General features: G+C 73.0%; 18 protein-coding genes. 10 read left to right on the forward strand and 8 right to left on the reverse strand.

Annotated features, from left to right (window positions below; all coding sequences use genetic code 11):
* Position 1: 1 nt before the first annotated feature.
* Positions 2 to 772 carry a FadR/GntR family transcriptional regulator gene (locus ACFW1A_RS06095; RefSeq protein WP_380404919.1) on the reverse strand — a complete coding sequence of 257 codons (771 nt, stop codon included), beginning with the start codon at positions 770 to 772 and terminating at the stop codon, positions 2 to 4.
* A 290-nt stretch (positions 773 to 1,062) separates the two neighbouring features.
* Here ACFW1A_RS06095 and ACFW1A_RS06100 point away from each other — a divergent pair, with 290 nt between their 5' ends.
* Together ACFW1A_RS06100 and ACFW1A_RS06105 are read left to right on the forward strand one after the other, a co-directional pair.
* Complete coding sequence (locus ACFW1A_RS06100; RefSeq protein ID WP_380404922.1) at positions 1,063 to 1,734, forward strand: SDR family NAD(P)-dependent oxidoreductase; 672 nt, start codon at positions 1,063 to 1,065, stop codon at positions 1,732 to 1,734.
* Positions 1,735 to 1,775: 41 nt separating this feature from the next.
* Positions 1,776 to 3,773: an alpha-L-fucosidase gene (locus ACFW1A_RS06105; protein WP_380404924.1), complete on the forward strand. Its 1,998-nt coding sequence runs from the start codon at positions 1,776 to 1,778 to the stop codon at positions 3,771 to 3,773.
* Positions 3,774 to 3,784: 11 nt separating this feature from the next.
* Here the strand turns inward: ACFW1A_RS06105 and ACFW1A_RS06110 are convergent, their stop codons facing one another.
* Positions 3,785 to 4,054 (reverse strand): hypothetical protein, encoded by a 270-nt coding sequence (locus ACFW1A_RS06110; RefSeq protein WP_380404927.1) that lies wholly within the window; start codon positions 4,052 to 4,054, stop codon positions 3,785 to 3,787.
* Positions 4,055 to 4,070: 16 nt separating this feature from the next.
* Entirely contained in the window at positions 4,071 to 4,475 is a 405-nt protein-coding gene (locus ACFW1A_RS06115) for a hypothetical protein (protein ID WP_380404929.1), read from the reverse strand.
* A 183-nt stretch (positions 4,476 to 4,658) separates the two neighbouring features.
* Between ACFW1A_RS06115 and ACFW1A_RS06120 the strand changes: the two genes are divergently transcribed.
* The gene (locus ACFW1A_RS06120) at positions 4,659 to 6,593 is read left to right on the forward strand and encodes an NACHT domain-containing protein (RefSeq protein ID WP_380404932.1); all 1,935 of its coding nucleotides are present in this window, start codon (positions 4,659 to 4,661) and stop codon (positions 6,591 to 6,593) included.
* Positions 6,594 to 6,661: 68 nt separating this feature from the next.
* Here ACFW1A_RS06120 and ACFW1A_RS06125 read toward each other — a convergent pair whose 3' ends face one another.
* From ACFW1A_RS06125 to ACFW1A_RS06145, 5 genes are all read right to left on the reverse strand, one after another.
* On the reverse strand, positions 6,662 to 7,162 hold the full coding sequence (locus ACFW1A_RS06125; protein ID WP_380404934.1) for a Rieske (2Fe-2S) protein: 501 nt from the start codon (positions 7,160 to 7,162) through the stop codon (positions 6,662 to 6,664).
* Between the two features lie 225 nt (positions 7,163 to 7,387).
* Entirely contained in the window at positions 7,388 to 9,670 is a 2,283-nt protein-coding gene (gene yicI / locus ACFW1A_RS06130) for an alpha-xylosidase (RefSeq protein ID WP_380404937.1), read from the reverse strand.
* On the reverse strand, positions 9,667 to 9,876 hold the full coding sequence (locus ACFW1A_RS06135; RefSeq protein ID WP_380404940.1) for a hypothetical protein: 210 nt from the start codon (positions 9,874 to 9,876) through the stop codon (positions 9,667 to 9,669). Before ACFW1A_RS06135 ends, yicI begins: the two co-directional genes overlap by 4 nt.
* Before the next feature lie 46 nt (positions 9,877 to 9,922).
* Positions 9,923 to 10,906 carry an acetylxylan esterase gene (locus tag ACFW1A_RS06140; RefSeq protein WP_380404943.1) on the reverse strand — a complete coding sequence of 328 codons (984 nt, stop codon included), beginning with the start codon at positions 10,904 to 10,906 and terminating at the stop codon, positions 9,923 to 9,925.
* 120 nt (positions 10,907 to 11,026) lie between these two features.
* The gene (locus ACFW1A_RS06145; protein ID WP_380404946.1) at positions 11,027 to 13,882 is read right to left on the reverse strand and encodes a glycoside hydrolase family 3 C-terminal domain-containing protein; all 2,856 of its coding nucleotides are present in this window, start codon (positions 13,880 to 13,882) and stop codon (positions 11,027 to 11,029) included.
* Positions 13,883 to 14,082: 200 nt separating this feature from the next.
* Between ACFW1A_RS06145 and ACFW1A_RS06150 the strand changes: the two genes are divergently transcribed.
* From ACFW1A_RS06150 to ACFW1A_RS06180, 7 genes are all read left to right on the forward strand, one after another.
* Positions 14,083 to 15,759 carry a Tat pathway signal sequence domain protein gene (locus ACFW1A_RS06150; protein WP_380404951.1) on the forward strand — a complete coding sequence of 559 codons (1,677 nt, stop codon included), beginning with the start codon at positions 14,083 to 14,085 and terminating at the stop codon, positions 15,757 to 15,759.
* Positions 15,756 to 16,703, forward strand: a complete 948-nt coding sequence (locus ACFW1A_RS06155; RefSeq protein WP_380404954.1) for an ABC transporter permease — start codon at positions 15,756 to 15,758, stop codon at positions 16,701 to 16,703. The genes ACFW1A_RS06150 and ACFW1A_RS06155 overlap by 4 nt, the downstream gene beginning before the upstream one ends.
* On the forward strand, positions 16,700 to 17,680 hold the full coding sequence (locus tag ACFW1A_RS06160) for a carbohydrate ABC transporter permease (RefSeq protein ID WP_380404957.1): 981 nt from the start codon (positions 16,700 to 16,702) through the stop codon (positions 17,678 to 17,680). The genes ACFW1A_RS06155 and ACFW1A_RS06160 overlap by 4 nt, the downstream gene beginning before the upstream one ends.
* 98 nt (positions 17,681 to 17,778) lie before the next feature.
* Positions 17,779 to 18,825 carry a LacI family DNA-binding transcriptional regulator gene (locus tag ACFW1A_RS06165; protein WP_380404960.1) on the forward strand — a complete coding sequence of 349 codons (1,047 nt, stop codon included), beginning with the start codon at positions 17,779 to 17,781 and terminating at the stop codon, positions 18,823 to 18,825.
* Positions 18,826 to 18,827: 2 nt separating this feature from the next.
* Positions 18,828 to 20,813, forward strand: coding sequence for a beta-galactosidase (locus ACFW1A_RS06170; RefSeq protein WP_380404963.1), 1,986 nt, complete (start codon positions 18,828 to 18,830; stop codon positions 20,811 to 20,813).
* A 40-nt stretch (positions 20,814 to 20,853) separates the two neighbouring features.
* Positions 20,854 to 22,992 carry an alpha-galactosidase gene (locus ACFW1A_RS06175; RefSeq protein ID WP_380404966.1) on the forward strand — a complete coding sequence of 713 codons (2,139 nt, stop codon included), beginning with the start codon at positions 20,854 to 20,856 and terminating at the stop codon, positions 22,990 to 22,992.
* A gap of 159 nt (positions 22,993 to 23,151) precedes the next feature.
* Entirely contained in the window at positions 23,152 to 24,918 is a 1,767-nt protein-coding gene (locus tag ACFW1A_RS06180) for a cellulose binding domain-containing protein (protein WP_380404969.1), read from the forward strand.
* Positions 24,919 to 24,943: the final 25 nt, after the last annotated feature.

Here is a 24,943-nt window from a genome sequence, read left to right on the forward strand (position 1 = left end):
ATCACTCCTCGGTCGGCGGAAGCGGGTCCGCGGGGTCGGGCAGCGGACGCGGGTCCGCGGGGTCGGGTGGCCCGGCGGGACGGCGGTGCTCCCGCTCGGGCAGGTGCTCGCGCAGCCAGCGCTCGGTGGTGTGGACGTGGATCAGCGCCGCGGCCTGCGCGAGGCCCGGGTCCCGGGCGGCCAGGGCCTCGTGGATCGCCCGGTGCTCGGCGACGGTCCGGTCGGCCACCTCGTCGTCGACCAGACCGCGCCAGATCCGGGCCCGCAGGGTGCGTTCCGAGACGTGCTCCAGCAGCGTGGCCAGGGTCTCGTTGTGGGTGGCGCGGACCACCGCCCGGTGGAAGGCGGCGTCGTGCTGGTTCATCAGCTCCACGTCGTCCCGGGTCTCCTGCATGGCCGACAGGTGCCGCGCGACCTCGGCCAGCTCCTCGTCGGTGATCCGGTGCGCGGCCAGGGCGGTGGCGGCCGGCTCGAAGAGTCGGCGCGCCTCCATCAGCTCCAGGACGGTGTCGCCCTGCAGCAGTTCCACCGCACCGCCGAGGCCCTCCAGCAGGACGGCCGGCTCCAGGCTGGTCACGTAGGTGCCGTCGCCGCGCCGGATCTCCAGCACCCGGGCGACGACCAGTGCCTTGACCGCCTCGCGCATCAGGTTCCGGGAGAGCCCCAGCGAGGCGGCGAGCTGCTGTTCGGGCGGCAGCTTGGAGCCGGGCGCCAACTCACCGTCCCGGATCAGCTGGCGGATGCGGGCGATGGCCCGGTCGGTCAGTGACACGGCGCAAACCTAACAGGTGATCCGATGTCTGAGAAGAGATCGGACGGATCTTGGCGATGCGCCAGTCGAGTGCGTCGTCGAAATAGGCTTCCAAATCGTCTTTTTAGCGACTATTCCCCCGAGTGGCCTAGACGGCGGCCGTGGAGCCCTAGTTAGATCCATCCTATGTATCGAAGGCCGCGCGAAAGGAGCGCCGTGTTCGGAACTGTCCCGGCCGCCATGGCCGCCGGCACCGGCCGCCCCGCCTCGCCCCAGGTCGAACGCTCCGTCAGCGGTGAGGGGACCCGGTCGTGAACGAGCCCGGGTTCGCCGGCCTCGCCGTCGTCGTCACCGGCGGCGCCACGGGCATCGGGCTCGCCACCGCCCGGTTGCTGTCGGCCCGCGGCGCCCGTGTCGCCTGCCTCGACCTGGACCCGCGGGACGTGCCGGACCCGCTGGTCCGGGCCTACGTCGACGTCGCGGACGAGCACTCCGTCCGTGCGGGCCTCGCCTGGGCCGCCGAGTTGCTGGGCGGCATCGACGTCCTGGTGAACAGCCCCGGCATCGGCGCGCAGGGCGGGGTCGAGGACGACCCCGACCACGAGTGGCGCCGGGTCCTGGAGGTCAACGTCCTGGGCGTGGTCCGGGCGACCCGGACGGCGCTGCCGTACCTGCGCCGCTCCGCCACCCCGGCGATCGTCAACACCTGCTCCGTGGCGGCGACCACGGGCCTGCCGGGCCGCGTCCTGCACTCGGCGTCCCACGGTGCCGTGCTGGCGATGACCCGGGCCCTGGCCGCCGACCTGGTCGACGACGGCGTCCGGGTCGGCTGCGTCACCTCCGACGCCCTGGCCGCGCCCGACGACGTGGCCGCCGCCGTCGCCCACCTGGCCGGCCCCCGCTCCGGTGCCGCCACCGGTACCGAACTCACCGTCGGTGTCGACGGCGGCACGGGCGGGCCGGCGCCCCGCCCCCGCACCTGACACCACCCTGCCCTGCACCCACCCCGCTCACGAGGTGACCCATGCCGCAGCACCAGCCACCGCACCCGTCCCGCTTCCCCCGGCGCACCGTGCACCTGGACTTCCACACCGCCCCCCAGATCCCGGGCGTCGGCGCGGACTTCGACCCGGCCGCGTTCGCGCAGACCTTCCGCGACGCCCACGTCGACAGCGTGACCGTCTTCGCCAAGTGCCACCACGGCCGCCTCTACTACGACACCGACCGGCCCGAACGCCACCCCGGCCTGGCGCCCGGCCTCGACCTGCTGGCCGAGCAGGTCGACGCCCTGCACGCCGTGGGGATCCGCGCACCCGTCTACCTGTCCCTGCAGGTCGACGAGTACGCCGCCCGGGAGCACCCCGAGTGGATCGCGGTCGGCGAGGACCTCAAGCTCGCCCGCTGGTCCGCCTCGGCGTTCGACCCGGCCTGGCACGTGCTCGACCTGTCCAGTCCCTACGCGGACTACTTCGCCGACCAGTTGGACGAGGTGCTGCGCCGCTTCTCCCCGGTCGACGGCATCTTCGTCGACATGTGCTGGGACCAGCCGAGCGCGAGCCGGTGGGCGATCGACGGCATGCGCCGCGAGGGCCTGGACCCGGCCGACGCCGACCACCGCAACCGCTACGCCACCCTGGTGGCCCGGCGCGCCATGGCCCGCTACTCCGCGATGGTGGAGAAGGCCCTGCCGCCGGACGCCGCCCAGGGCGTCTGGTTCAACAGCCGCCCCAAGACCTTCCTCTCCGAGGAGCGGCAGTTCGTGCGCCACGTGGAGATCGAGGGGCTGCCCACCGGCGGCTGGGGCTACGCGTTCCTGCCCTACGTGGCCCGGTTCGTCCGCCCGCTGGGGCTGCCGACGCTCAGCCACACCGGCCGGTTCCACGAGAGCTGGGGGGACAACGCCGCGCTGAAGCCGCACGCCGCCCTGCTCTACGAGTGCAGTCTGATGCTGAGCCAGGGGCTGACCCGCGGGGTGGGCGACGTGCTGCACCCGCGCGGGACGCCGTCGGCGGCCGTGTACGAGCTCATCGGGTCGGTGTACGAGCACATCGCGCGGTGCGAGCCGTTCGTCGAGGGCGGGCGGATCGTCAGCGAGGTCGCCCTGATCGCCGACCTCGCGCTCGGCGACAACCCCGGGGCGAGCACCATCGGCGCGGTGCGGGCCCTGCAGCAGGTGCGGATGCAGTTCGACGTGCTCCCGCCGACCGCGGAGCTGGCCGGGTACCGGGTCGTCGTGGTGCCGGAGGCGGTCACGGTCGACGACGCCCTCGCCGAGCACCTGCAGCGCTACCGGGAGGCCGGCGGCACGGTGCTGCTGGTCGGGCCCGCCCTGCTGCGCGAGGGCGGTGAGCCGAGCCTGCCCGACCTCCCGGTCCGGGACCTCGCCCCGGCGCCCGCCGGCGAGTCCTTCCTCGCCTGCACCGGCGTCCCCGGTGTGCGGGAGGACTTCCCCGTGATCAGCTACGGGTCCCGGCTGACCGCCCGGGCCCGCCCCGGCGCGGAGGTGCTGGCCCGGGTGGTGGCGCCGTACTTCCCGCGCAGCTGGGACCACTTCTGCGGGCACTCCTACACCCCGCCCGCCGAGCTGACCGACGAGGTGGCCGTCGCGGTCGGCGGCTCGGTGGCCGCGGTCACCGTGCCGCTGCTGGAGGCGTTCCACGAGCACGGCCTGGAGGCCTACCGTCAGCTGCTCGGCGCCGCACTGGACCGGCTGCTGCCGGACCCGCTGCTGCGCGCCGGCGGGCCGCTGCACCTGGAGACCTCCGTGGTGCGCACCGCCACGGCCACCGTGGTGCACCTGATCAGCTTCGTCCCGGCCCGCGAGACCCAGACCCTGGACCTGGTGCACGACCCGTTCCCGCTGGTCGACGTCCCCCTCTCGCTCCGGCTCGGCACCGCGCCGCGCTCGGTGCGGCTGGAGCCCGCGGGCGAGGAGCTCTCCTGGGAGCACGACGGCCAGTACCTGCACGTACGGGTGACCGTCCTGGACGGGCACGCGATGCTCGTGGTCGAGCACGACTGACCGCGGGCTGATCAGGCCGGCAGCAGCGTGGGGGCGGCGAGGATCCGGCAGACCGTCAGCTGTGCGGCACCGAGCACCGGTCCGCGCCGGCCCAGCGCCGAGGGCCGCAACGCCTGCGCCGCCCAGGGCCGGACCGTGATCCGGTCGGCGCCCCTCCTGCCGGACCTCCGCCGGAGCGCCCTGCACCGGGCCCCGGCCCGGTGCAGGGTATCCGCGATCCGCCCGGTCGCGCCCGCCCGGTGGCCGGGGCCGAGCGCGACGGACTCCGCAGCGACCGTCACGCCTCCCGGCTGCGGGTCAGCCCTGCCCGCCGGGCGGGATCTGGAAGTTGTTGACCCTCCCGGCCTGGATCGTCACACCGCTGAAGTCACCGCCGCTGATGTTGTTGATCACCACGTCGCCGTTGACCCGCACCTGCTTCGCCCCCTCCTCCCAGGCCGACAGCTCACCGGCGAACTCCGGGTCCATCGCCGCCCGCATCCCCAGCGCGATGCTGAGCTGCTGGGCCAGTGCCGGATCACCGGGCGCCTGCTCCAGAGCGACCAGCTCCGCCTCCCCGCTGCTCGCGGTCGGCAGGTGCGCGGGCCGCTGGAACGGCCGTCGCACCACCTTCAGCGCCCCCTGCAACGCCTGCTTGCCCGCCTCGCCGCCGGCCCCGCCCGCGAACGCCGCGAGCAGCGTGGTCACCGTCAACGGATCCACCGTGCACCCCTCCCTGTCGATGTTCCGCCCCAACCCTACGGGCCCGGCGGCCAAGCTGACCCGCCATCAGGCGAACCGGGTCGACAGGTACCTGCCGTAAGGTGTCCCGAGCAGTCGACGGGACGGACGGCCGGGGGGCACACCGTGGAACCGCAAGCGCAACGCCCGACGAAGGTGCACCGGGTGAGGGTGAGGGGCCGGAGCGCTCCGGACGGCACGCCGACCACCACCTGGGTCGAGAACACCTTCAGCGGCACGATCACCCACGGCGACCTGATCCAGGCCGGCAACGTGTTCATCCGTCACCTCCCCGGGCCGCAGGACTGGGCCACCGAGCTCGCCCGGCAGGTGCTCCATCTGGAAGGCACCGAGTGCCGCCGTCTGCTCGGGCACTCGCTGCAGCGCATCGACCTGAGCTACTCGCTCGTCACCGAGCCGGGCCGGGCGGCCAGGAAGGCCGGTCCGGCCGGCCGGCAGCTGACCGAAACCGCGGACGCCCCGGGCATCGCCCAGTACTACCGCGAACTCGACCCGGGCCGACTGGTCATCACCGGAGCGGGCGGCGCCGGGAAGACGGTGCTCGCGATGGAGCTGATGATCGCCCTGCTCCAGGACCGCGGGGCGGGCGACCCCGTCCCGGTGCGGATACCCCTCGCCGACTGGCCGAGCGGAATCGGCCTCGCCGACTTCCTGGCCGACTACCTGCACAAGACCTACCGCTGGCCCAAGCGGAAGGCGCGCCGCCTGGTCCGCGAGCAGCGCGTACTGCCCGTCCTGGACGGTCTGGACGAGATGGATCCGCCGCTGCCGAACGGGAAGCCCGATCCGGCCGCGCCCCGGGCCCGGGCGGCCCTGCGCGCGATCAACGGCCTGCACACCGGGCTGCGGCCCGGCGCGGTCATCCTCACCTGCCGCACGGAGGCCTACGACACGCTCGCGAAGGGGCAGCACGACCCCGAGGCGCGCCGGCTGCTCGACGCCGCCCGGATCGAGGTCGAGCGGATCGAGCCCACCACCGCCCTCGCCTACCTCACCGAGCGGGCTGCCGAACAGGACCGCTGGCAGCCCCTGCTGAAGCGGCTGGCCGCGCAGCCCCGCTCGCCGCTCGCCCGGTTGCTCTCCACCCCTTGGCGGCTCTGCCTGGTCGCGCGCAGCTACGCCACCGACGGCGACCCTGCCGAGCTCACCCGGTTCCGCGACCCCGAACAGCTCGACCGGCACCTGCTGAACCGGTACGTCCCCGCGCTCCTGAAGCCGGACCCGGCGCAGCCGGCGGCCACCGCGCGCCACCACCCGGCGGACGTGCACCGCTGGCTCCACCAGCTCGCGCGGCACCTGGCGACCGCCGGCGGCGGGACCGAGTCCCGCGCCGTGCTGACCCTGCACGAGCTCTGGCGGATGCGCCCCCGGCCCGCACGCCGGGTCCAGACGTGCGCCATCCTGCTGGTCGGCGCGGTCTTCGGGTTCCTCGCCCCGCTCCTGCCGTTGGACCACCCGGCCGACGCGGACCTGGCGTCCACGATCGTGGTGTGGGAGGTGCTCGCGCTCTGCTACTCCCGCACACCGGTCGCCCGGCGCCCGCGCAGTCTGCGGCTCAGCATGACGGGCTGGACCTGGCCCGCGCTGGTCTTCCTGCTGCTGATGGCGGTCGGCGCCGCCGCCTTGTTCCACCACTCCCTCCCCGGCCACCTGCCACTGGTGTCGGCCGTCCTGATGCCGCTGTCCACGCTGGCGGCCGTGTCCTACGTCAACCCCTCCAAACCGGCCCGCTCCCCCCGCACCGTGCTGCGCGAGGACTTGGTGGCCGGTGTGGTCGGCGGTTTGCTGACCGGACTCGGCGCGCCGTTCGGCCTCGGCCACGACGCCCACGACATCGCGGTGCTCGCCGTCGCCGAGGGCGTGTTCATCACCCTGACCTTCACCGGCGGCCTGTACCAGCTCCACCTGGCCTTCCTGCTGGCCTCCCGCCGCCGGCTGCCGCTCCGGCTCGGTCCCTTCCTGGACTGGGCCACCGGGCTCGGCCTGCTCCGGCTGGCCGGCCCGGCCTACCAGTTCCGCCACCGCGAACTGCAGACCTGGCTGGCGGCCAACCCGCAACCCCCGGCGCTCGACGCGTAGTCCTGCGCACGCCCCGCCCGACCCGCCGCCGTGTCCGGCACCGGCGGCGGGTCACGGCAGCCCGGCGGTCAGCCGAGCGTGATCGAGCTCCCGGACACCGTCACCTTGGCCTCCGGCAGCGGCTGGGTGGCCGGGCCGTTGGCCACGCTGCCGTCGCCGATCTTGAACTTGCTCCCGTGGCAGGGGCAGTTGATCGTCCCGTCGGACACGTCCTGGACCGCGCAGCCCCGGTGGGTGCAGATCGCCGAGAAGGCCTTGAACTCGCCGGGGGCGGGCTGGGTCACCACGACCCGCTGCTGCGGGAAGACCTTGCCGCCGCCCACGGGGATCTCCGAGGTGCTGGCCAGCGCAGCCGCTGCGGTGGCGGACGAGGGGCTCGCGGTGGCGGCGGGGTCGCCGGCCGCGGCTCCGGTGGAGGCAGCGGGGGCCGTGGGGGCGGGCGGCTGTGCCGAGGTCGACGTGTCGTTCCCGGAGCAGGCGGCCAGCGCGGCCGCCAGGCCGGTGCCGCCCACCGCCGCCACCACGGTGCGACGGGCCGGGAGTCCTGCGGAGCTGGAGTTCTGTGCCACTGCGAGATCCTGTTCGGTGGAGAGTGCCGGCGGTGGGGCCACCACCGGCCTGGCCGCGGTTGCCCGCGTTCTCCCGCTGATACGTCCGCCGACGGCCGTTCGCTCAATGCGGCGGAGAATTTCCGGAAGTAGCGCCTCCGCCGTGGCCGGGGCCGACCGGCCGCAAGCCGGGGCCGGCAGCCTGCGCGGCGGTGCGGCGCAGGCCCCCGGGCCCGGGGTTCGAGGTCAACCCCCGTAGCGGAACTCGGCCTCCGCCGTGCCGGCGGGGGCGGCGTGCAGGGTGCCGTACGGGCCGCCGAGGCGCAGGTTCCAGGCGTACGGGCTGTCGGTGCTGACCCGGATCAGGTCGCCCTCGCGGCGCAGGTGGAAGCGGGCGCTCTCGCCGGGGCCGTCGCTGCGCGGGATCACCACGGTGCGCTCGGCCCCGTCGGCGAAGGCGTGCACGCGCAGTTCGACGCCGTCCGCCCACGCGGAGACCGGGTGCTGGTCGTCGGCGCCCAGCGGGACCACCGAGTCCGGGCGGGCCAGCAGCGGCAGCGTGTGGAAGCCGTGCTGCTCCTTCGCCCAGCGCGGACCGGTGATCTGACGGCCCGTCAGGAAATTGGTCCAGGTGCCCTCGGGGACGTAGTACTCGACCGTCCCGTCCTCGGTGAAGACCGGCGCCACCAGCAGGTCTTCGCCGAGCAGGTACTGCCGGTCGACGGTGGCCGCGGCAGGGTCGTCGGGGAACTCCAGCAGCATCGCGCGCATCACCGGAACACCGGTGGCGTGCGCCTGCTGGGCCGCGCGCTGCAGGTAGGGCGCCAGCCGGTGCTTGAGCAGCGTGAACTCCCGGGTGACCTCGACGGACTCCTCGCCGTAGTCCCACGGCACCCGGTACGACTTGCTGCCGTGCAGCCGGCTGTGCGAGGAGAGCAGGCCGAACTGGACCCACCGCTTGAAGACGGTCGGGGTCGGGGTGCCCTCGAAGCCGCCGATGTCGTGGCTCCAGAACCCGAAGCCGGACAGGCCCAGCGAGAGCCCGCCGCGCAGCGACTCGGCCATCGCGCCGAAGTGCGACTCGCAGTCCCCGCCCCAGTGCACCGGGTACTGCTGGCCGCCGGCGGTGGCGGACCGCGCGAAGAGCAGCGCCTCGCCCTCGCCGCGCTCCTCGCGCAGCAGCTCGAAGACGGCCCGGTTGTACAGGTGGGTGTAGTAGTTGTGCATCCGCTCCGGGTCCGAGCCGTCGTGCCAGGCCACGTCGGTGGGGATCCGCTCGCCGAAGTCGGTCTTGAAGCAGTCCACGCCCTGGTCCAGCAGTCTGCGCAGCTTGCCGCGGTACCAGTCGCAGGCCGCCGGGTTGGTGAAGTCCACCAGGGCCATGCCGGGCTGCCACAGGTCCCACTGCCAGACGCTGCCGTCCGGGCGTCGCACCAGGTACCCCTCGCGCCGGCCCTCCTCGAACAGCGCGGACTTCTGCGCGATGTAGGGGTTGATCCAGGCGCAGATCTTCAGCCCCTGCTCCTTGAGCCGGGCCAGCATGCCCGCCGGGTCGGGGAAGGTCTCGGCGTCCCACTCGAAGTCGCTCCACTGGTACTCGCGCATCCAGAAGCAGTCGAAGTGGAAGACGCTCAGCGGGATGCCGCGCTCGGCCATGCCGCCGACGAACCGGTTGACCGTCGCCTCGTCGTAGTCGGTGGTGAAGGAGGTGGTCAGCCACAGGCCCAGCGCCCAGGCGGGCGGCAGTGCCGGTCGGCCGGTGAGTGCGGTGTAACGCTCCAGCACCTGCTTCGGCGTGGGGCCGTGGACGACGAAGTACTCCAGCGACTGGTCCTCGACGCTGAACTGCACCTGGCCGACCGCCTCGGAGCCGACCTCGTAGCTGACCTTGCCGGGGTGGTTGACGAAGACGCCGTAGCCCCGGTTGGTCAGGTGGAACGGGACGTTCTTGTAGGCCAGCTCGCTGCTGGTGCCGCCGTCGGCCTGCCAGATGTCGACCGTCTGCCCGTTGCGGACGAACGGGGTGAACCGCTCCCCCAGCCCGTAGACCGACTCGCCCACCCCGAGGGCGAGTTGGCCGATCATGTGGTGGCGGCCGTCGGCGTCGGTGACGAAGCCGGTGCCGCGCTCGCCGACCGAGGTCAGCACCCGGCCCGCCGCGACGAACTCCAGCCGCCACGGCTGGGCGGTGTCCACCCGCAGCTCCAGCTCGCCGGAGCCGAGCCGCACCACCGTGCCGTCGCGGTGCACCTTCCCGGCGCCCCGCTCGGCGCCGGGCAGCGCGAACTCCGGCCCGCGGCGCACCGATCCGGCGTGGTGGGTGGTGCGCACCCCGATCACGCCCTCGGCCGGCGACCAGCACTCGACGGTCAGCAGCGGGCTGTTGAGCGTGTCGCCGCGGCCCCGCACGTGCTTCACCGGTGCGTAGAGGGTCATCCGGTGCTCGTCGGCGCGCACGTCCGCGACCTCGGCGGCGTAGCGTGCGGTGCAGCCCGGCCTCATCAGCCAGTAGCCGTCGGTGAACTTCATCGGGCGGGTTCCTCCGTCCGCGCGCGGTGCGCGGTGATCAGGCCCCGGTACCAGCCGGAGCTGTCCTCGGGCGTGCGGGTCGGGGTGTCGTGGTCGACGGGCGCCGGGCCGAACTGCGCCCCGGCCGCGCCTTCGGTCCGGTGGGCGGCGGTGGCGGCGCCGGAGCGGAAGCCGGCGGGCAGCCGCGGGACCGTCGGGTCGCTCATCCGCCGGCCCCTCGTCGACGGGTTCCGGGGTGCTGGGGGCCGGCGGTCACCACTGCGGGGCCAGCCCGCGCTCGCGCAGCCAGGCCAGTTGGGCGGGGGGATTGGAGCCGCAGCCGCCGCCGTGGTCGGCGAACGGCCAGACGGTCATGGTGCGGTCCTCGCCGGCGTAGTGGTGGAAGGCGGCGTAGACGGTGGAGGGCGGGCAGACCGGGTCCATCAGGCCGACGCTGAACAGGGCCGGGGCGGTGGCCCGCTGGGCGAAGTGGACGCCGTCGAAGTGGTCGAGGGTGGCGAAGGTCTCGGACACGCGGTGGCGGCTGTGCCAGCGCAGGTACTTGACGATCTCGGGGTAGGGGCCCTCCCCGGCGATCTCCACCGCGTGGCGGAAGTGGCACAGGAACGGGACGTCGGGCAGCACCGCCGCCACCTGGTCCCCGGCCAGTCCGGCGACGGCCAGGGCGAGGCCGCCGCCCTGGCTGGCGCCGGTCACGATCACCCGGCCGGTGTCGAGCCCGGGCAGCTGCGCCACGGCGTCCACGGCCCGCACGCAGTCGGTCATCAGCCGCCGGTAGTAGTAGGTGTCCGGGGACTCGATGCCGCGGGTCATGAAACCCTCGACCCACTGCGTGCCGTCGCCCACGAGGCGGTCGGGGGTGTCGTGGCCCTGGCCGCGGCTGTCCACGACCAGCTGGGCGTAGCCGGCGGCGGACCAGAACAGGTGCTCGGTGGGCAGGCCGCGGCCGCCGCTGTAGCCGAGGCAGGTGACGACCACGGGCAGCGGACCGGCCGCGCCGCGCGGGCGCAGCAGCCAGGCGGCCACCGGTTCGCCGTTCCAACCGGGGAAGCGCACGTCGTCGACCTCGACGGTGCGCAGCAGATACTGGTCGGTGACCCGCTCGGCCTTGACCGCCCCGTCGTGGGACCGGGCCTCGGCGAGGGTCCGCCGCCAGAAGGCGTCGAAGCCCTCGGGTGCGGTCAGCTCGGGTCGGTAGTCGACGAGTTCGTCGGGGCCGGAGTCGGTCAGCGGCATGGCGGTCTTCCTCTGGACGAATGGACACGGACGTGCCGCGTGCGTGGCGCGGCGGAGCGGGAGAAAGGGGGGCGGCCCGGGTACCCCACGTCACGGGCCGCCGGTCCGAGCGGTGCTGCCTCAGTCCGAGGCACCGGCGAAGCGGAAGGCGGCGAGCCGGAAGTCGCCGTGCAGGGTCAGCTGCAGGTCGTGGACGCCGACGGCCTGGGCCGCGAGCTCCGCGGTCACCGTCGTCCAGCTGTACCGGTCGCCGGTGACGGGCACCTCGACCTCGGCCAACAGCTGCTCGCCGAGCCGAAGTTCGAGCCGGGCGCCGCCGCTGCCGGGGGTCTCCCGGGCGACCTCGACGGCGACCCGGGCCGCGCCCGACAGCTCCACCCGGCGGAACAGCAGCGTCGCCGGGCGCGCCGGATCGGCCGGCGTGACGGCGTCGCCGCTGATCCGGGTGGCGTCGGTGATGGTGACGTCGGTGTAGTCGTCGAAGTCGACCGCCCGAATCCGGCGGTCCACCACCGCCCGCGGCCCGGCTGCCGGCCCAGTCACCTCCAACGGTGCGGTCAGGACCGGGTGTTCGGCGGAGCGGGCGACGAGGACCTGGTAGCTGCCGGGCCCGACGGTGAACGCGCCGGTCGCGACGTCCCAGTGGGCCAGCTCCTCGGCCGCCAGCCGGAACGTCAACTCCTGCTCCGCGCCGACCTCCAGGCGGACCTTGCGGAAGTCCGCCAGCCGCAGCCGGGGTGCCTGGTAGTCGGCATCGAGCGCCCGGACGTAGAGCTGGACCACCTCGCTGCCCGCCCGCGCGCCGGTGTTGGCCAGCGTCACCGCGACCTCCACCGAGCCGTCCCGGTCGATCCGCGACCGAGACAGGCGCAGGTCGCGGTAGTCGAACGTGGTGTAGGACAGCCCGTGGCCGAACGGGTAGCGCGGCGCGGGCACGTGGTACTGGTAGGTCCAGCCGGCCTTGATGATGTCGTAGTCGAGCGGGTGCGGCAGTTCGTCGTCCCCCCGGTACCAGGTCTGCGGCAGCCGGCCGGCCGGCTCGGCCGCGCCGAGCAGCACGTCGGCCAGCCCGTTCCCGGACTCCTGCCCGCCGTGGGAGGTCCACACCACGGCGGGCAGGTGCTCGTCGGCCCAGTCCACGGCGAACGGGTAACTGCTGGTCAGCACGAGCACCGTGCGCGGCTGGGCCTCGGCGACCGCGCGCAGCAGCTGGTCCTGCCCCGCGGGCAGGGCGATGCCGGCCCGGTCCTCGGTCTCCCGCCCGTTGATCATCGGGTGGTTGCCGAGCGCGACCACGACCAGGTCGGCCGCAGCGGCAGCCGCGACCGCCTCGGCCCGGCCGTCGTGCAGCAGTTCGCGCGCCCAGCGCTCGGCGTCCCGCGGGTCCTCGCCGGTCATCGCCACCCGGCCGTCGGCCGGGTCGACGACGGCGTACCGGCCGGTGACGACCCCGCGCAGCAGCACCGAGCCGCCGTCCCCGGCGGGCTCCAGGCGGAAGGTCTCGTGCACCTCCCAGCTCTTGATCCGCTCCTGGTCGGCGACGAGCGAGCCGTCGTTCTTGACCGAGAGGAAGCGCCCGGTCCCGGCGCAGCGCAGGGTCAGGGCGTCGCCCCAGTCCACCACGTCGAACGCGGTCTTGCCGAGCGCCTCGCCGGTGGTGCGCGAGCGCAGCGCGATCCGGTCGGCCCCCTCGACGGTGACCACCTCGCCGTCCCGCTCCCCCAGCGCCTGCGCGAGCCCGGCCGCGAGGCCGACCTGGTACGGCAGGGTGCCGCTGTACCAGTCCTCCTGGACCGCATCGGCGAGCGGGCCGACCACGGCGACCCGCGGGCTGCGGGCGGGATCGAGCGGCAGCACGCCGTCGTTCTTGAGCAGCACCGCCGATTCGGCCACGGCCCGGCGCGCCAGGGCGCGGTGCTCCGGGCAGTCGACCACCTCGGGGCCGATGCCGGCGTACGGGTCCAGCTCCGGGTCGAACTCGCCCAGTCGGAAGCGCAGTTCCAGCTGCCGCCGGACGGCCGGGTCGATCTCGGCGGTGGAGATCAGGCCGCGCTCCAGCGCCTCGCGCAGTCGGCCGACCGGTGTGGCGCTGTCCTCGCCGTGGTCGGTGAAGCTGTCGATGCCGGCCTTGAGCGCGGCCGCGTGGGACTCGGCGTGGTCGTCGAAGTAGTGCTCGGGATCCACCAGGTTGGACGGCGCCTCGGCGTCGCTGACCACGAACAGCTCGTGGCCGGTCGGCCGGGCCCAGCGGCGCAGCTCCTCCTCGATCAGCGGACTGACGTGGCAGGGGCGGCCGTTGACCAGGTTGTAGGCGGCCATGGCGCCGGTCGCGGCGCCGGACTCGACCACGGGGCGGAAGGCGGCCAGGTCGTACTCGTGCAGGACCCGCGGGCGCAGTCCGGAGGAGGTGGTGCAGCGGTCGTCCTCGTTGTTGTAGGCGAGGAAGTGCTTGAGCACCGGTGCGGCCCGCAGGTAGGTCGGGTCGTCGCCGGCCAGGCCGCGGCAGAAGGCCTCGCCGATCCGGGCGGTGTGCACCGGGTCCTCGGAGTAGCCCTCCTCGTTGCGCCCCCAGCGGGGGTCGCGCAGCAGGTTCAGCACGGGCGCCCAGGCCTGCAGGCTGTTGGCGCCCCGGTCCGGGGCCAGGACGGCCGGGCGGTGGCGGTGGAACGCACGCAGTTCGACCGAGACCGCCTCGGCGACCCGGCGCACCAGCCCCTCGTCCCAGCTCGCGCCGAGGCCGACGGCCTGCGGGAAGACGGTTGCCTCGCCCAGCCAGGAGACCCCGTGCAGGGCCTCGCTGCCGGTGCGGAACCGGGCGACCCCCAGGCGCGGGACGGCCGGCGCGTATTGGTGCAGCATCGCGATCCGCTCGTCGAGCGTGAGGCGTTCGAGCAGGTCATCGACGCGCTTGCCCAACGGCAGCGCGGGGTCGCGGAACGGAGGCGGGTCGACGGCGGACACGGACGGGGAACTCACGTGGCAAACCCCTCGGAGGCTGAACGCGGTGATCGAATGTCGAAGCGCATCGACGCTGACATGAACCAAGTGCGCTGTCAACACCCGCTGCACAAGGCGAATTTGTATTTGTTCAGGCTCTTGCCGAACCCGTAACGCGTCGTTAGTCTCGCCGCAACATCCAAGCGCTTCGACAATTCGCTGGAGAGGGAACCCCTGTCATGGGCACCGAGTTGAACCGCAGATCCTTCGTCCGCGGCGCCGCCGCCATCGCCGCGGCCGCCGGCATGGCCCCGCTGCTCTCCGCCTGCGGCGGCGGCACGCACCAGAAGACCGGCGCGAACACCGCGGCCGGCCTCAAGTCGGCGCTGCCGGCCTACGTGCCGAGCACGACCGTCGCGCCGGACATCGCCCCGGTCGCGGGCGGGCCCGACGCCGCGACCGACCCCGGGTACCTCGCCTACCCCGCGTCCCCGGTGGTCAGCGTCTCCGGCGTCCCGGGCAAGGGCGGCAGCTACACCACGGTCACACCGCTCTGGGGCACCGTGCCGCCGGTCGGCAACTCCTTCTACCAGGCGATGAACAAGGCCCTCGGCGTCAGCCTCACGATGAAGCCGGCCGACGGCAACAACTACAACACCATCGTCCCGACCATGACCGCCGCCAAGAAGCTGCCGGACTGGATCCAGCTGCCGTCCTGGTGGGACTCCAACTTCAACCTCGGCGAGCTCGCCGGCACCCAGCTCGCCGATCTGACCCCGTACCTGTCCGGCGACAACATCAAGAAGTACCCCAACCTCGCCGCCATCCCGACCGGCGCCTGGCAGAGCGGCGTCTGGGGCGACAAGCTCTACGGCATCCCCTCCTTCTCCACCCGCTTCGCCATCGCGGGCACCACGTTCTACCGGCGCGACGTCCTCGAATCACGCGGCATCACCGGCGACCAGGTGAAGTCCGCCGACGACTTGATGAACCTGGGCAAGGAACTCACCGACGCCAAGCGGGGCGTCTGGGCCTTCGACGACCTGTTCACATACATCTACACGTCCTTCGGCGCGCCGCTGACCTGGAAGGTCGACAACGGCAAGCTGGTCCACGCCTTCGAGACCCAGGAGTACCTGGAGGCCGTCGACTGGCACAACCGCCTGGCCACCGCCGGCTACCTGCACCCGGACGCGGTCACGAAGTCCACCACCCCCGCCCACTTCTTCAGCGGGAAGCTGCTCGTCTCCGGCGGCGGAACCGGGGCCTGGACCCTCGCCGACTACCAGTCCGGCATCGCCGCCGACCCGAACTACCGGCGCGGCGCCTTCAACGTGTTCGCCGCCGACGGCAAGAGCGCGCCCGTGGTCTACATGGGCGCGTCCGCCAGCATGTTCAGCTACCTCAACGCCGCCCTGAAGCCCGATCAGATCGAGGAACTGCTCGCGGTCGCGAACTACCTGGCCGCCCCCTACGGCACCGCCGAGTACACGATGGTCAACTTCGGCGTCGAGGGCGTCCACCACCACCGGGAGAACGGGGTCCCGACCTTCACGGACGAGGGAAAGAAGGACGTCCAGGCGCAGACCTACCCGTTCCTGGCCTCGCCGTCGGCCGTGACCAGCAACCCGGGCGGCGACATCGTCACCAAGGACCTCACCGCGTGGCAGGCCGCCAACGTCAAGACCCTGACCAAGCCGCCCTTCTGGGGCATGAACATCAGCATGCCGCAGTCAGTGGCCACCGCCTCGGCCGCACAGGCCCTCAACGACACGGTCATCGACTGCATCCACGGCAAGAAGAAGGTCTCCGACGTGCAGGACGCGATCGCCACCTGGAAGTCCAGCGGCGGCGGCGACCGGCTCAAGCAGTGGATGACCGACAACGTCCTCGACAAGTACGGCACGGGGCAGTGAGCGCCGCGCGACCGGAGGTCGCGGGAGGACCGGTGCGGCTCAACTGGCGGATCCGACTCCGCCGGGACAAGTCGCTCCTGCTGATGACGGTGCCCGCGGTCGTCCTGCTCCTGCTGTTCAACTACCTCCCGCTGTTCGGCCTGGTCACCGCGTTCCAGGAGTACGACCCGCTGCTCGGGGTCTCGCACAGCGACTGGGTCGGGTTCCAGCAGTTCCAACAGCTCTTCGCCGACCCGCTGTTCTGGGAGTCGATGAAGACCACGCTGTACCTGAGCTTCGTCCAGTTGGTCCTCTTCTTCCCGATCCCGATCGCGCTGGCCATCCTCCTCAACTCCGTCCTGAGTCCAAGGGTCCGCAACTTCATCCAGTCCGTCGTCTACCTGCCGCACTTCTTCTCCTGGGTCCTCGCCATCACGGTCTTCCAGCAGATGCTGGGTGGCGCGGGCATCCTCAACCAGTTCCTGCGGCAGCACGGGATGGGGACCTGGGACATCATGACCGACCCGCACACCTTCGCCCTGCTGGTCACCTCGCAGGCGGTCTGGAAGGAGGCGGGCTGGGGCATCATCGTCTTCCTCGCCGCGCTCAGCGCGATCAACAGCGAGCTGTACGAGGCGGCGGCCGCCGACGGCGCGGGGCGGTTCCGGCGGATGTGGCACATCACCCTGCCCGGTCTGCGCGGGGTCATCGTCCTGATGCTGGTGCTGCGCCTGGGGAACGCGCTCTCGGTGGGCTTCGAGCAGTTCCTGATCCAGCGGTACGCGGTCGGCCACGACGCCGCCGACGTGCTGGACACCTTCTCCTTCTACTACGGCATCTCCACCGGCAACTACTCCTACGGCGCCGCGGCCGGGCTCTTCAAGAGCGTGATCTCGCTGCTGCTGATCTGGGGTGCCAACAAGCTGGCGCACGCCTTCGGCGAGGACGGGTTGTACCGACAATGACCAACGCACTCACCATCGAGCGGAGCGGCACCGACACCGAAGGCGCCGCCGCGGTGCCGGCCTCCCGGCGGCGGACCCGCAGCGCCCGCCCGCCCTGGCAGGAGCCGCCGACCGCGATCGGCCAGACGGCCAAGGGCCTGACCCTGGGCGGGGTCGTCGCCGTCGTCCTGGTACCGATCTGGGTCGTCGTGCTGACCAGCTTCTCCACCCCGGGCGCCATCAACCGGGCGGGCGGGCTGGTGATCTGGCCGGACGGACTGACCACCGAGGCCTACCGCGAGATGCTGGGCGACCGGACCGTGGTCACCGCGCTGCTGGTGAGCCTCGGGGTCACCGTCGTCGGCACGGCGGTCTCCATGGTCGTCTCGGTCCTGTGCGCCTACGGGCTGTCCAGGTCCGGATCGCTCGGACACCGCTTCGTCCTGCTGCTGCTGGTCGTGACGATGTTCGTCGGCGGCGGCCTGATCCCGACCTTCCTGGTGGTCACCGGCCTCGGCGGCTACGACCAGTGGTGGGCACTGATCCTGCCCGGCGCGGTCTCGGTCTTCAACATCCTGGTGCTGCGCGCCTTCTACTCCGGGACCTCCGGCGAACTGATCGAGGCGGCCCGGCTGGACGGCGCCGGCGACTGGCGGATCCTGTGGTCCGTCGTGCTGCCCACCTCGCGCGCGGTGACCGCGGTGATCGCGCTCTTCTACGCGGTCGGCTACTGGAACTCCTTCTTCAACGTCATGCTCTACATGCCGACGGACAGCCAGAAGTGGCCGCTGCAGTACGTCCTGCTCACCTACGTCAACCGCGGCAACGGCATGCCGGGCTCGATCAACACCGGCTTCGGCAGCACCCATGCGCAGACCGCGCCGCTGTCGCTGCAGATGGCGGTGGTGGTGCTCACCCTGGTGCCGCTGGTGATCGTCTACCCGTTCGTGACCAAGCACCTGCGCACCGGTGTGCTCACCGGCGCCATCAAGGGGTGAGTCGACGGCCCGACAGACCGGGAGCGTTCCTGCCCGCACCTCCCCGACCGCGCGGCAGGAACCGCTCCCCCAGCACCCGGACGAAGGAAGCAGCACAGATGGTGACACTCGCCGACGTGGCCAGGCACGCGGGCGTCTCGTCGAGCACGGTGAGCTACGCGCTCAGCGGCAAGCGCTCGATCTCCACCCAGACCCGACGGCGCATCGAACAGGCCATCACCGACCTCGGCTACCACCCCAACGCCGGCGCGCGGGCGCTGGCCGGCAAGCGGTCGCACATCATCGCCCTGGTGGTCCCGCTGCACACCGAGGTCTACGTGCCGACCATGATGGAGATCGCCATCGCGGTCACCGTGACGGCCCGCCAGTACGGGTACGACGTCCTGCTCATCACCAACGACGAAGGCCCGGACGGGGTGCGCCGGGTCGCCGCCAGCGGGCTCGCGGACGGCGTGATCCTGATGGACGTCCGGCTGGACGACGACCGCGTCCCCGTGCTACGCGACCAGGGCACCCCCGCCGCGCTCATCGGACTGCCCGACGACCCGTCCGGACTGGCCTGCGTCGACCACGACTTCGCGGCCGCGGGGGCGCTGTGCGCCGACCACCTGGCCGACCTCGGCCACCGCGACGTGGCGTTCATCGGCTACGGCAGCGCCGTCTACCGGCGCCACGCCGGCTACGCCGCCCGCACCCTGCACGGCTTCGGCGAACGCGCCGAGCAGCGCGGCGTGCGGTTCCTCCACCGGCCCTGCGAAGGCAGTTACGAGAGCACGGCCGGCACGCTGGCCCGGATCATCGCCGACCGGCCGGCGACCACCGGCTTCGTGGTGCAGAACGAGGCCGCGATCGGCCCGCTGCTGAGCCTGCTGCGGGCCAGCGGGCGGACCGTGCCGGAGGACGCCTCGGTGGTGGCGATCTGCCCCGATCAGCTGGCCGAGCAGTACGCACCCCGGCTCACCGCCGTCACCGGGCCGAGGAAGGAGCTCGGCCCGGTCGCCGTCGACCAGGTCATGGCCCGGATCGACGCGGCGGCCGACGGCAGCGCCCCGCAGGACGACCTGCTCCTGCTGTCACCGGAACTGGTGATCCGCGAGAGCACCGCACCGGCCCCGCGCCGGGCCACCACCACGAAGGAGCATTAGACATGACGGCACGTCAGTTGACGGACCGACTGGGCGGCCTCGCCTTCGGCGGGGACTACAACCCGGAGCAGTGGGGCCCGGAGGTCTGGAAGGAGGACGACGAGCTGATGCGCCTGGCCCGGGTCAACCTGGCCACCGTCGGCGTCTTCTCCTGGGCCCTGCTCGAACCCGAGGAGGGGCGGTACGACTTCGACTGGCTCGACGGGCACCTGGACCGGCTGCACGCGGCCGGCGTCGCCGTCGACCTGGCCACCCCGACCGCCTCCCCGCCGCCCTGGTTCACCCTGGCCCACCCCGACGCCATGCCGGTCACCCCCGAGGGGACCCGGCTCACCCACGGCAGCCGCGACACCTACTGCGTCGCCGCGCCCGCCTACCGCCGGGCGGCCCGCCGGATCGCCGGGGCGCTGGCCGAACGCTACGGCGACCACCCGGCGCTGGCCCTGTGGCACGTGCACAACGAGTACGTGACCCTGTGCCACTGCGACCACGCCGCGGCCGCCTTCCGGGTCTGGCTGCGCGCCCGCCACGGTTCGCTCGACGCCCTCAACGAGGCCTGGGGCACCGCCTTCTGGAGCCAGCACTACACCTCCTGGGAGCAGGTCCTGCCGCCCCGGGCCACCCAGTGGCACCAGAACCCGGGCCTGCTGGTGGACTTCCGCCGGTTCTGGTCCGACGAGACGCTGGCCGCCTACCGCGAGCAGCGCGACGCGATCCGCGCGCACAGCGACCGGCCGGTGACCACCAACCTGATGCTGCCGGGCTACCAGAACCTGGACCTGTGGGCCTTCGGGCGCGAGGTCGACCTGGTGACCGTCAACCACTACCCCAGCGAGCCCGGCGTGGCCGCCGCCGCCGACACCGCCTTCGCCGCCGACCGGGCCCGCTCCTTCGCCGGCGGCGCGCCCTGGCTGCTGATGGAGCAGGGCACCAACACGGTCTACGCGAAGGGCCGGGTGCTCGCCAAGGAGCCGGGCGACATCCTGCGCCACTCCCTGGGCCACGTCGCCCGCGGCTCCGAGGGCGCCCTGTTCTTCCAGTGGCGCCAGTCCCGGGCCGGGGCCGAGCAGTGGCACTCGGCGATGGTCCCGCACGCCGGGCCGGACAGTCGGACCTTCCGCGAGGTGACGGCCCTCGGCGAGGCGGTGGCCGGCCTGGCCGAGCTCGCGGGCTCCACCGTGCTGGCCCGGGCCGCGGTGCTGCACGACTCCGACGCCTGGTGGGCCACCGATGTCCAGGGCCTGCCGTCGAGCGAGCTCGACTACCTGGGCCCCCTGCAGCGCGCCCACCGGGTGCTGTGGGACGCCGGGGTCACGGCCGACTTCGCCCACCCCGAGCACGACCTGAGCCGCTACCGCCTGGTCCTCGCCCCGGCCTTGGTCCTGCTCTCGGACGCCGGCGCCGCCAACCTGCGCCGCTACGTCGAGGGCGGCGGCACGCTGCTCGTCCAGCACGCGGCCGGCGCGGTCGACGAACGGATGCACTCGCACCTCGGCGGCTACCCGGCCGCGCCGCTGCGCGAGGCACTGGGCATCCGGGTCGAGGAGTACCGCCCGCTCCGCGAGCACGAGCAGATCGTGCTGTCCGACGGCACGAGGGCCACCGTGTGGAGCGAATCGCTGCGCACCGAGGGCGCCGAGACCCTCGCCACCTACCTGCACGGCATGCTCGCCGGCAGCCCCGCGCTGACCCGCCACCGGTTCGGCGCCGGGCAGGCCTGGTACCTCTCCACCCGGTTGGACGACACCGGCTACGCCGACCTGGCCGCCCGGCTGCTCGCGGAGAGCGGTGTGGGCCCGGAGCTGCCGGGCCTGCCGGACGGCGTCGAGGCGGTCACCCGGCACGCCGCGGACGGCCGCCGCTGGCACGTGCTGATCAACCACCGGGCCGAGGCGGTCCCGCTGCCGGAGCCGGCCAACGACCTGCTGACCGGTGCGCGGGCGAGCGAACTGGCGCCCGGCGGCTGCGCGGTGCTGCGCGCGCACTGATCCCTCCCACCACTGCCACCACCCTCCTGCGAGGATCGTTGTGAACGCTCACACCGTCGGCTGGGGCCACCAAGCCCTTGAGCTGGAGATCTCCCTGGGCGAGGACGGCGCCGCCCGCCTGGTCCGCCTCGGCGCACCGGGCGGGGCGGTCGGCGGCCCGCGCCCCGGCGCCGCGCTGCCGCTGGTGGAACTGACGACGGCCGGCCACGGCCGCCACTGGTCGGGCCGCCACCTCGTCGACACCGCCACCGGCGCCCGGCTGCGCCACCGCGCCCACCGCGCGAGCCGCGAGGGCGACTGGCACGTGCTCACCGTCGACCTGCACGACCCGCAGACCGGGCTGGCCGTGCAGGCCCGGTACCGCACGCCCGACGGCCTGCCGGTGCTGCGCAGCGAGGTGCTGGTGCGCAACGAGGGGGCGGACACGGTGCACCTGGAGTCGGTGAGCTCCCTGGTGGCCGGCTGCCTCACCGGCGGCGACCCCACCGAGCTGGGCGCCGCGGACCTGCTGTGGGCCGAGAACGACTGGTTCGCCGAGTGCCGCTGGCAGCGCAGCCCGCTGCGCACCACCTCACCCGCCTTCCGCGGCCCCCTCGACTTCCGTGCCGGCCGCGGCACCCACGTGCTGGCCGGGCACGGCGTCTGGTCCAGCTGCGGCCGGCTGCCGATGGGCGGGCTGACGGACCGTCGGACCGGGCGCAGCTGGGTCTGGCAGATCGAGCACAACGGCGGCGGCTGGCGCTGGGAGTGCGGGGAGCGCGCCGACACGGCCTACGCGGCGCTGTACGGACCCGAGGACACCGACCACGGCTGGCGCCACGCCCTGGCACCGGGCGAGGGGTTCCGTACGGTGCCGGTGGCCCTGGCCTTCGGACGGCACGGCCCCGACGACGCGTTCGCCGCGCTGACCCGCTACCGGCGGCTGGTGCGCCGGCCGCACCCGGACCACCAGCGGCTGCCGGTGATCTTCAACGATTACATGAACTGCCTGATGGGCGATCCCACCACGGCCAAGCTGCTGCCACTGGTCGACGCGGCCGCCGACGCGGGTGCGGAGTACTTCGTCATCGACGCCGGCTGGTACGACAACGACGAGGACGGCGGCTGGTGGACCACGGTCGGCGCCTGGGAGCCGTCGGTCACCCGGTTCCCCGGGCCCGGCGGGATCCACCAGGTCCTGGACCGCATCCGCGAGCGCGGCATGGTCCCCGGGCTCTGGCTGGAGCCCGAGGCGGTCGGGGTCGCCAGCCCGATGGCCGGGGCGCTGCCGCCGGAGGCCTTCTTCCGCCGCGACGGGCAGCGCGTCCAGGAGGGCGGCGGCCGCTACCACCTCGACCTGCGCCACCCGGCCGCCCGCAAGCACCTGGACACCGTGGTGGACCGCCTGGTCGACGAGTGGGGCATCGGCTATCTGAAGCTCGACCACAACACCGACCCCGGGTCGGGCACCAGCGCCCACTCCGGGGAGGTCCCGGCGGCCGGCCTGCTCGGCCACAACCGGGCCCAACTCGATTGGCTCGACGGCATCCTGGACCGGCACCCGGGCCTGGTACTGGAGAACTGCGCCTCCGGCGGCATGCGGATGGACCAGGCGCTGCTCTCCCGACTGCAGCTGCAGTCCACCAGCGATCAGCAGGACCTGCTGCTGTACGCGCCGATCGCGGCCGCCGCGCCCACGGCCGTCACCCCCGAGCAGGGCGCCGTGTGGGCCTACCCGCAGCCCGCGGACTCGCTCGACGAGGTCGCCTTCACCATGGCCAACGCACTGCTCGGCCGGATCCACCTCTCCGGGCGGCTCGCCGAACTCTCCCCGGCAGCAAGCGCACTGGTGCACGAGGCGGTCGCCGTGCACAAGTCGCTGCGGGCCGACCTGCCGCAGGCCGTGCCGTCCTGGCCGCTGGGCCTGCCGGCCTGGGACGACCCGTGGATCGCGCTGGCCCTGCACACCCCCGACCACACCTACGTCACGGTGTGGCGCCGCCCGGGCGCCGGGACCACCACCACGCTGCACCTGCCGGGCCTGCTCGGCACCGAGGTCCGCACCGAGCGGCTCTACCCGGCCGCCTCGGCGGCCGTCAGCAGCTGGCGCCCGGACCGCGCCGACCTGACCGTGACGCTGCCCGCCGCACCGTCCGCCGTCCTACTGAAACTCTCTCACCCTCACACGCAAAGGAACTGACGATGCATCAACACCTGCGGGCCCGGGCTCCCCCTGCCCGTGGTGGAGCCGACGCGCACGCACAGTCCGCGCCCGAGGGGCGAGCCGCCCCGGGCCCACCGTTCACCACCACGGGAGTCCATCACCACCCGGACGACGCCATCCCCATGGAGGGACAACATGAGATGGTCGTTCCACCCAGGCCCTAGCCGCACGGTCGCACTCGCCGCGACCCTGACCCTGGCGTTCGCCGGCGCCACCACCGCCGTCGCGCCGCCCGCGCTGGCCACCACCACCGTGTCCGTGTCGGTCGACGCGGCCCAGCAGGTGGCCGTCCTCCCGACCACCGGCGTCGGCACCAACGTCGCCGTGTTCGACGCCACCATGAACGCCTCCGACACCTCCGGCCTGGTCAGCACCGCCGGCATCGGCGCGCTCCGCTACCCCGGCGGCAGCCACTCCGACGTCTACCACTGGCAGACCGGTACCGCCTCGGGCGGCGCCTACGTCGCTCCGAACACCGGCTTCGACGCCTTCATGGGCACCGCGCGCGCGGCCGGCGCGCAGCCGATCATCACCGTCAACTACGGCTCCGGCACGGCCCAGGAGGCCGCTGCCTGGGTCCAGTACGCCAACGTCACCAAGGGCTACGGCATCAAGTACTGGGAGGTCGGCAACGAGGTCTACGGCAACGGCGAGTACAGCAACGGCAGCGGCTGGGAGTACGACACCCACAGCAGCCACAGCGCCACCACCTACGCCGACAACCTCGTCCAGTACGTCTCGGCGATGAAGGCGGTCGACCCGAGCATCAAGGTCGGCGCCGTGCTGACCACCCCTGGTGGCTGGCCGGACGGCATCACCGGCCCGGGCGACTCGATGGACTGGAACCACACGGTCCTGTCCATCGCCGGGACGAAGATCGACTTCGTGGTCGTGCACACCTACCCGGGCAGCACCAGCGAGGCCGACCTGCTCACCAAGCCGCAGGCGCTGATCCCGAACATCGCCGGCACCGTGCGCTCGCTGATCAACCAGTACGCCGGCAGCAACGCCGCCAACGTCGGCCTCGCGGTGACCGAGGCCAACGCCACCAGCTACCGCGACACCGCACCGAACGGGCTCTTCGCCCCCGACACCTACCTCACCTGGATGGAGAACGGCGCCTTCACCGTGGACTGGTGGGCGCTGCGCAACGGCACCGACTGCTCCGGGAACAGCACGGTGGACGGCGCCACCGACTACGCCGACTACGGCCTGGTGGCCAGCTCCCCCTGCGAGGGGAGCCTGGACCGGCCCTTCCCGGCCTACTACGGCACTCAGATGATCAGCAGGCTGGGTGCGCCCGGCGACACGCTGGTCAAGGCCGCCGCCTCCACCTCGCTGCTCTCCGCGCACGCCGTGCGGCGGGCCGACGGCGACGTGGACGTGATGCTGATCAACAAGGACCCCCACAACGCCGCCACCGTCAGCCTCTCCTACGCCGGCTTCACCCCGTCGTCGGCCACCCCCACCGTCTACTCCTACCTCGAGAACGCGACCTCGATCGGCTCCACCACCACCGGCAGCGCCACCGCGCAGACCGTCCCGGCCTACGGGATCACGGTCGTGCAGGTGCACCCCACCAACGCGCCCTGCCGGGTCGTCTACAACAAGAACGAGTGGCCGGGCGGCATGGTCGCCACGGTCACCGTCACCAACAACAGCCTCGGCCAGGTCAACGGCTGGGACCTCGGCTTCAACTTCGCCGGGGACAACAAGGTCACCAACGCCTGGGGCACCACGATCTCCCAGAGCGGCCCCGGCGTGAACGCCGTGAACCTGCCCTCCAACGCTGCCCTCCCCCAAGGCGGCAGCGTCACGTTCGTCTTCCAGACGACCTGGTCCAGCAGTGATGCGGACCCGCCCACCTTCTGGTTCAACGGCGCCACCTGCGCGACCGGCTGAGCCCGAACGATCCGTGGTGCCCCGG

The sequence above is a fragment of the Kitasatospora sp. NPDC058965 genome, from assembly GCF_042741245.1.
Classification (GTDB): Bacteria; Actinomycetota; Actinomycetes; order Streptomycetales; family Streptomycetaceae; genus Kitasatospora.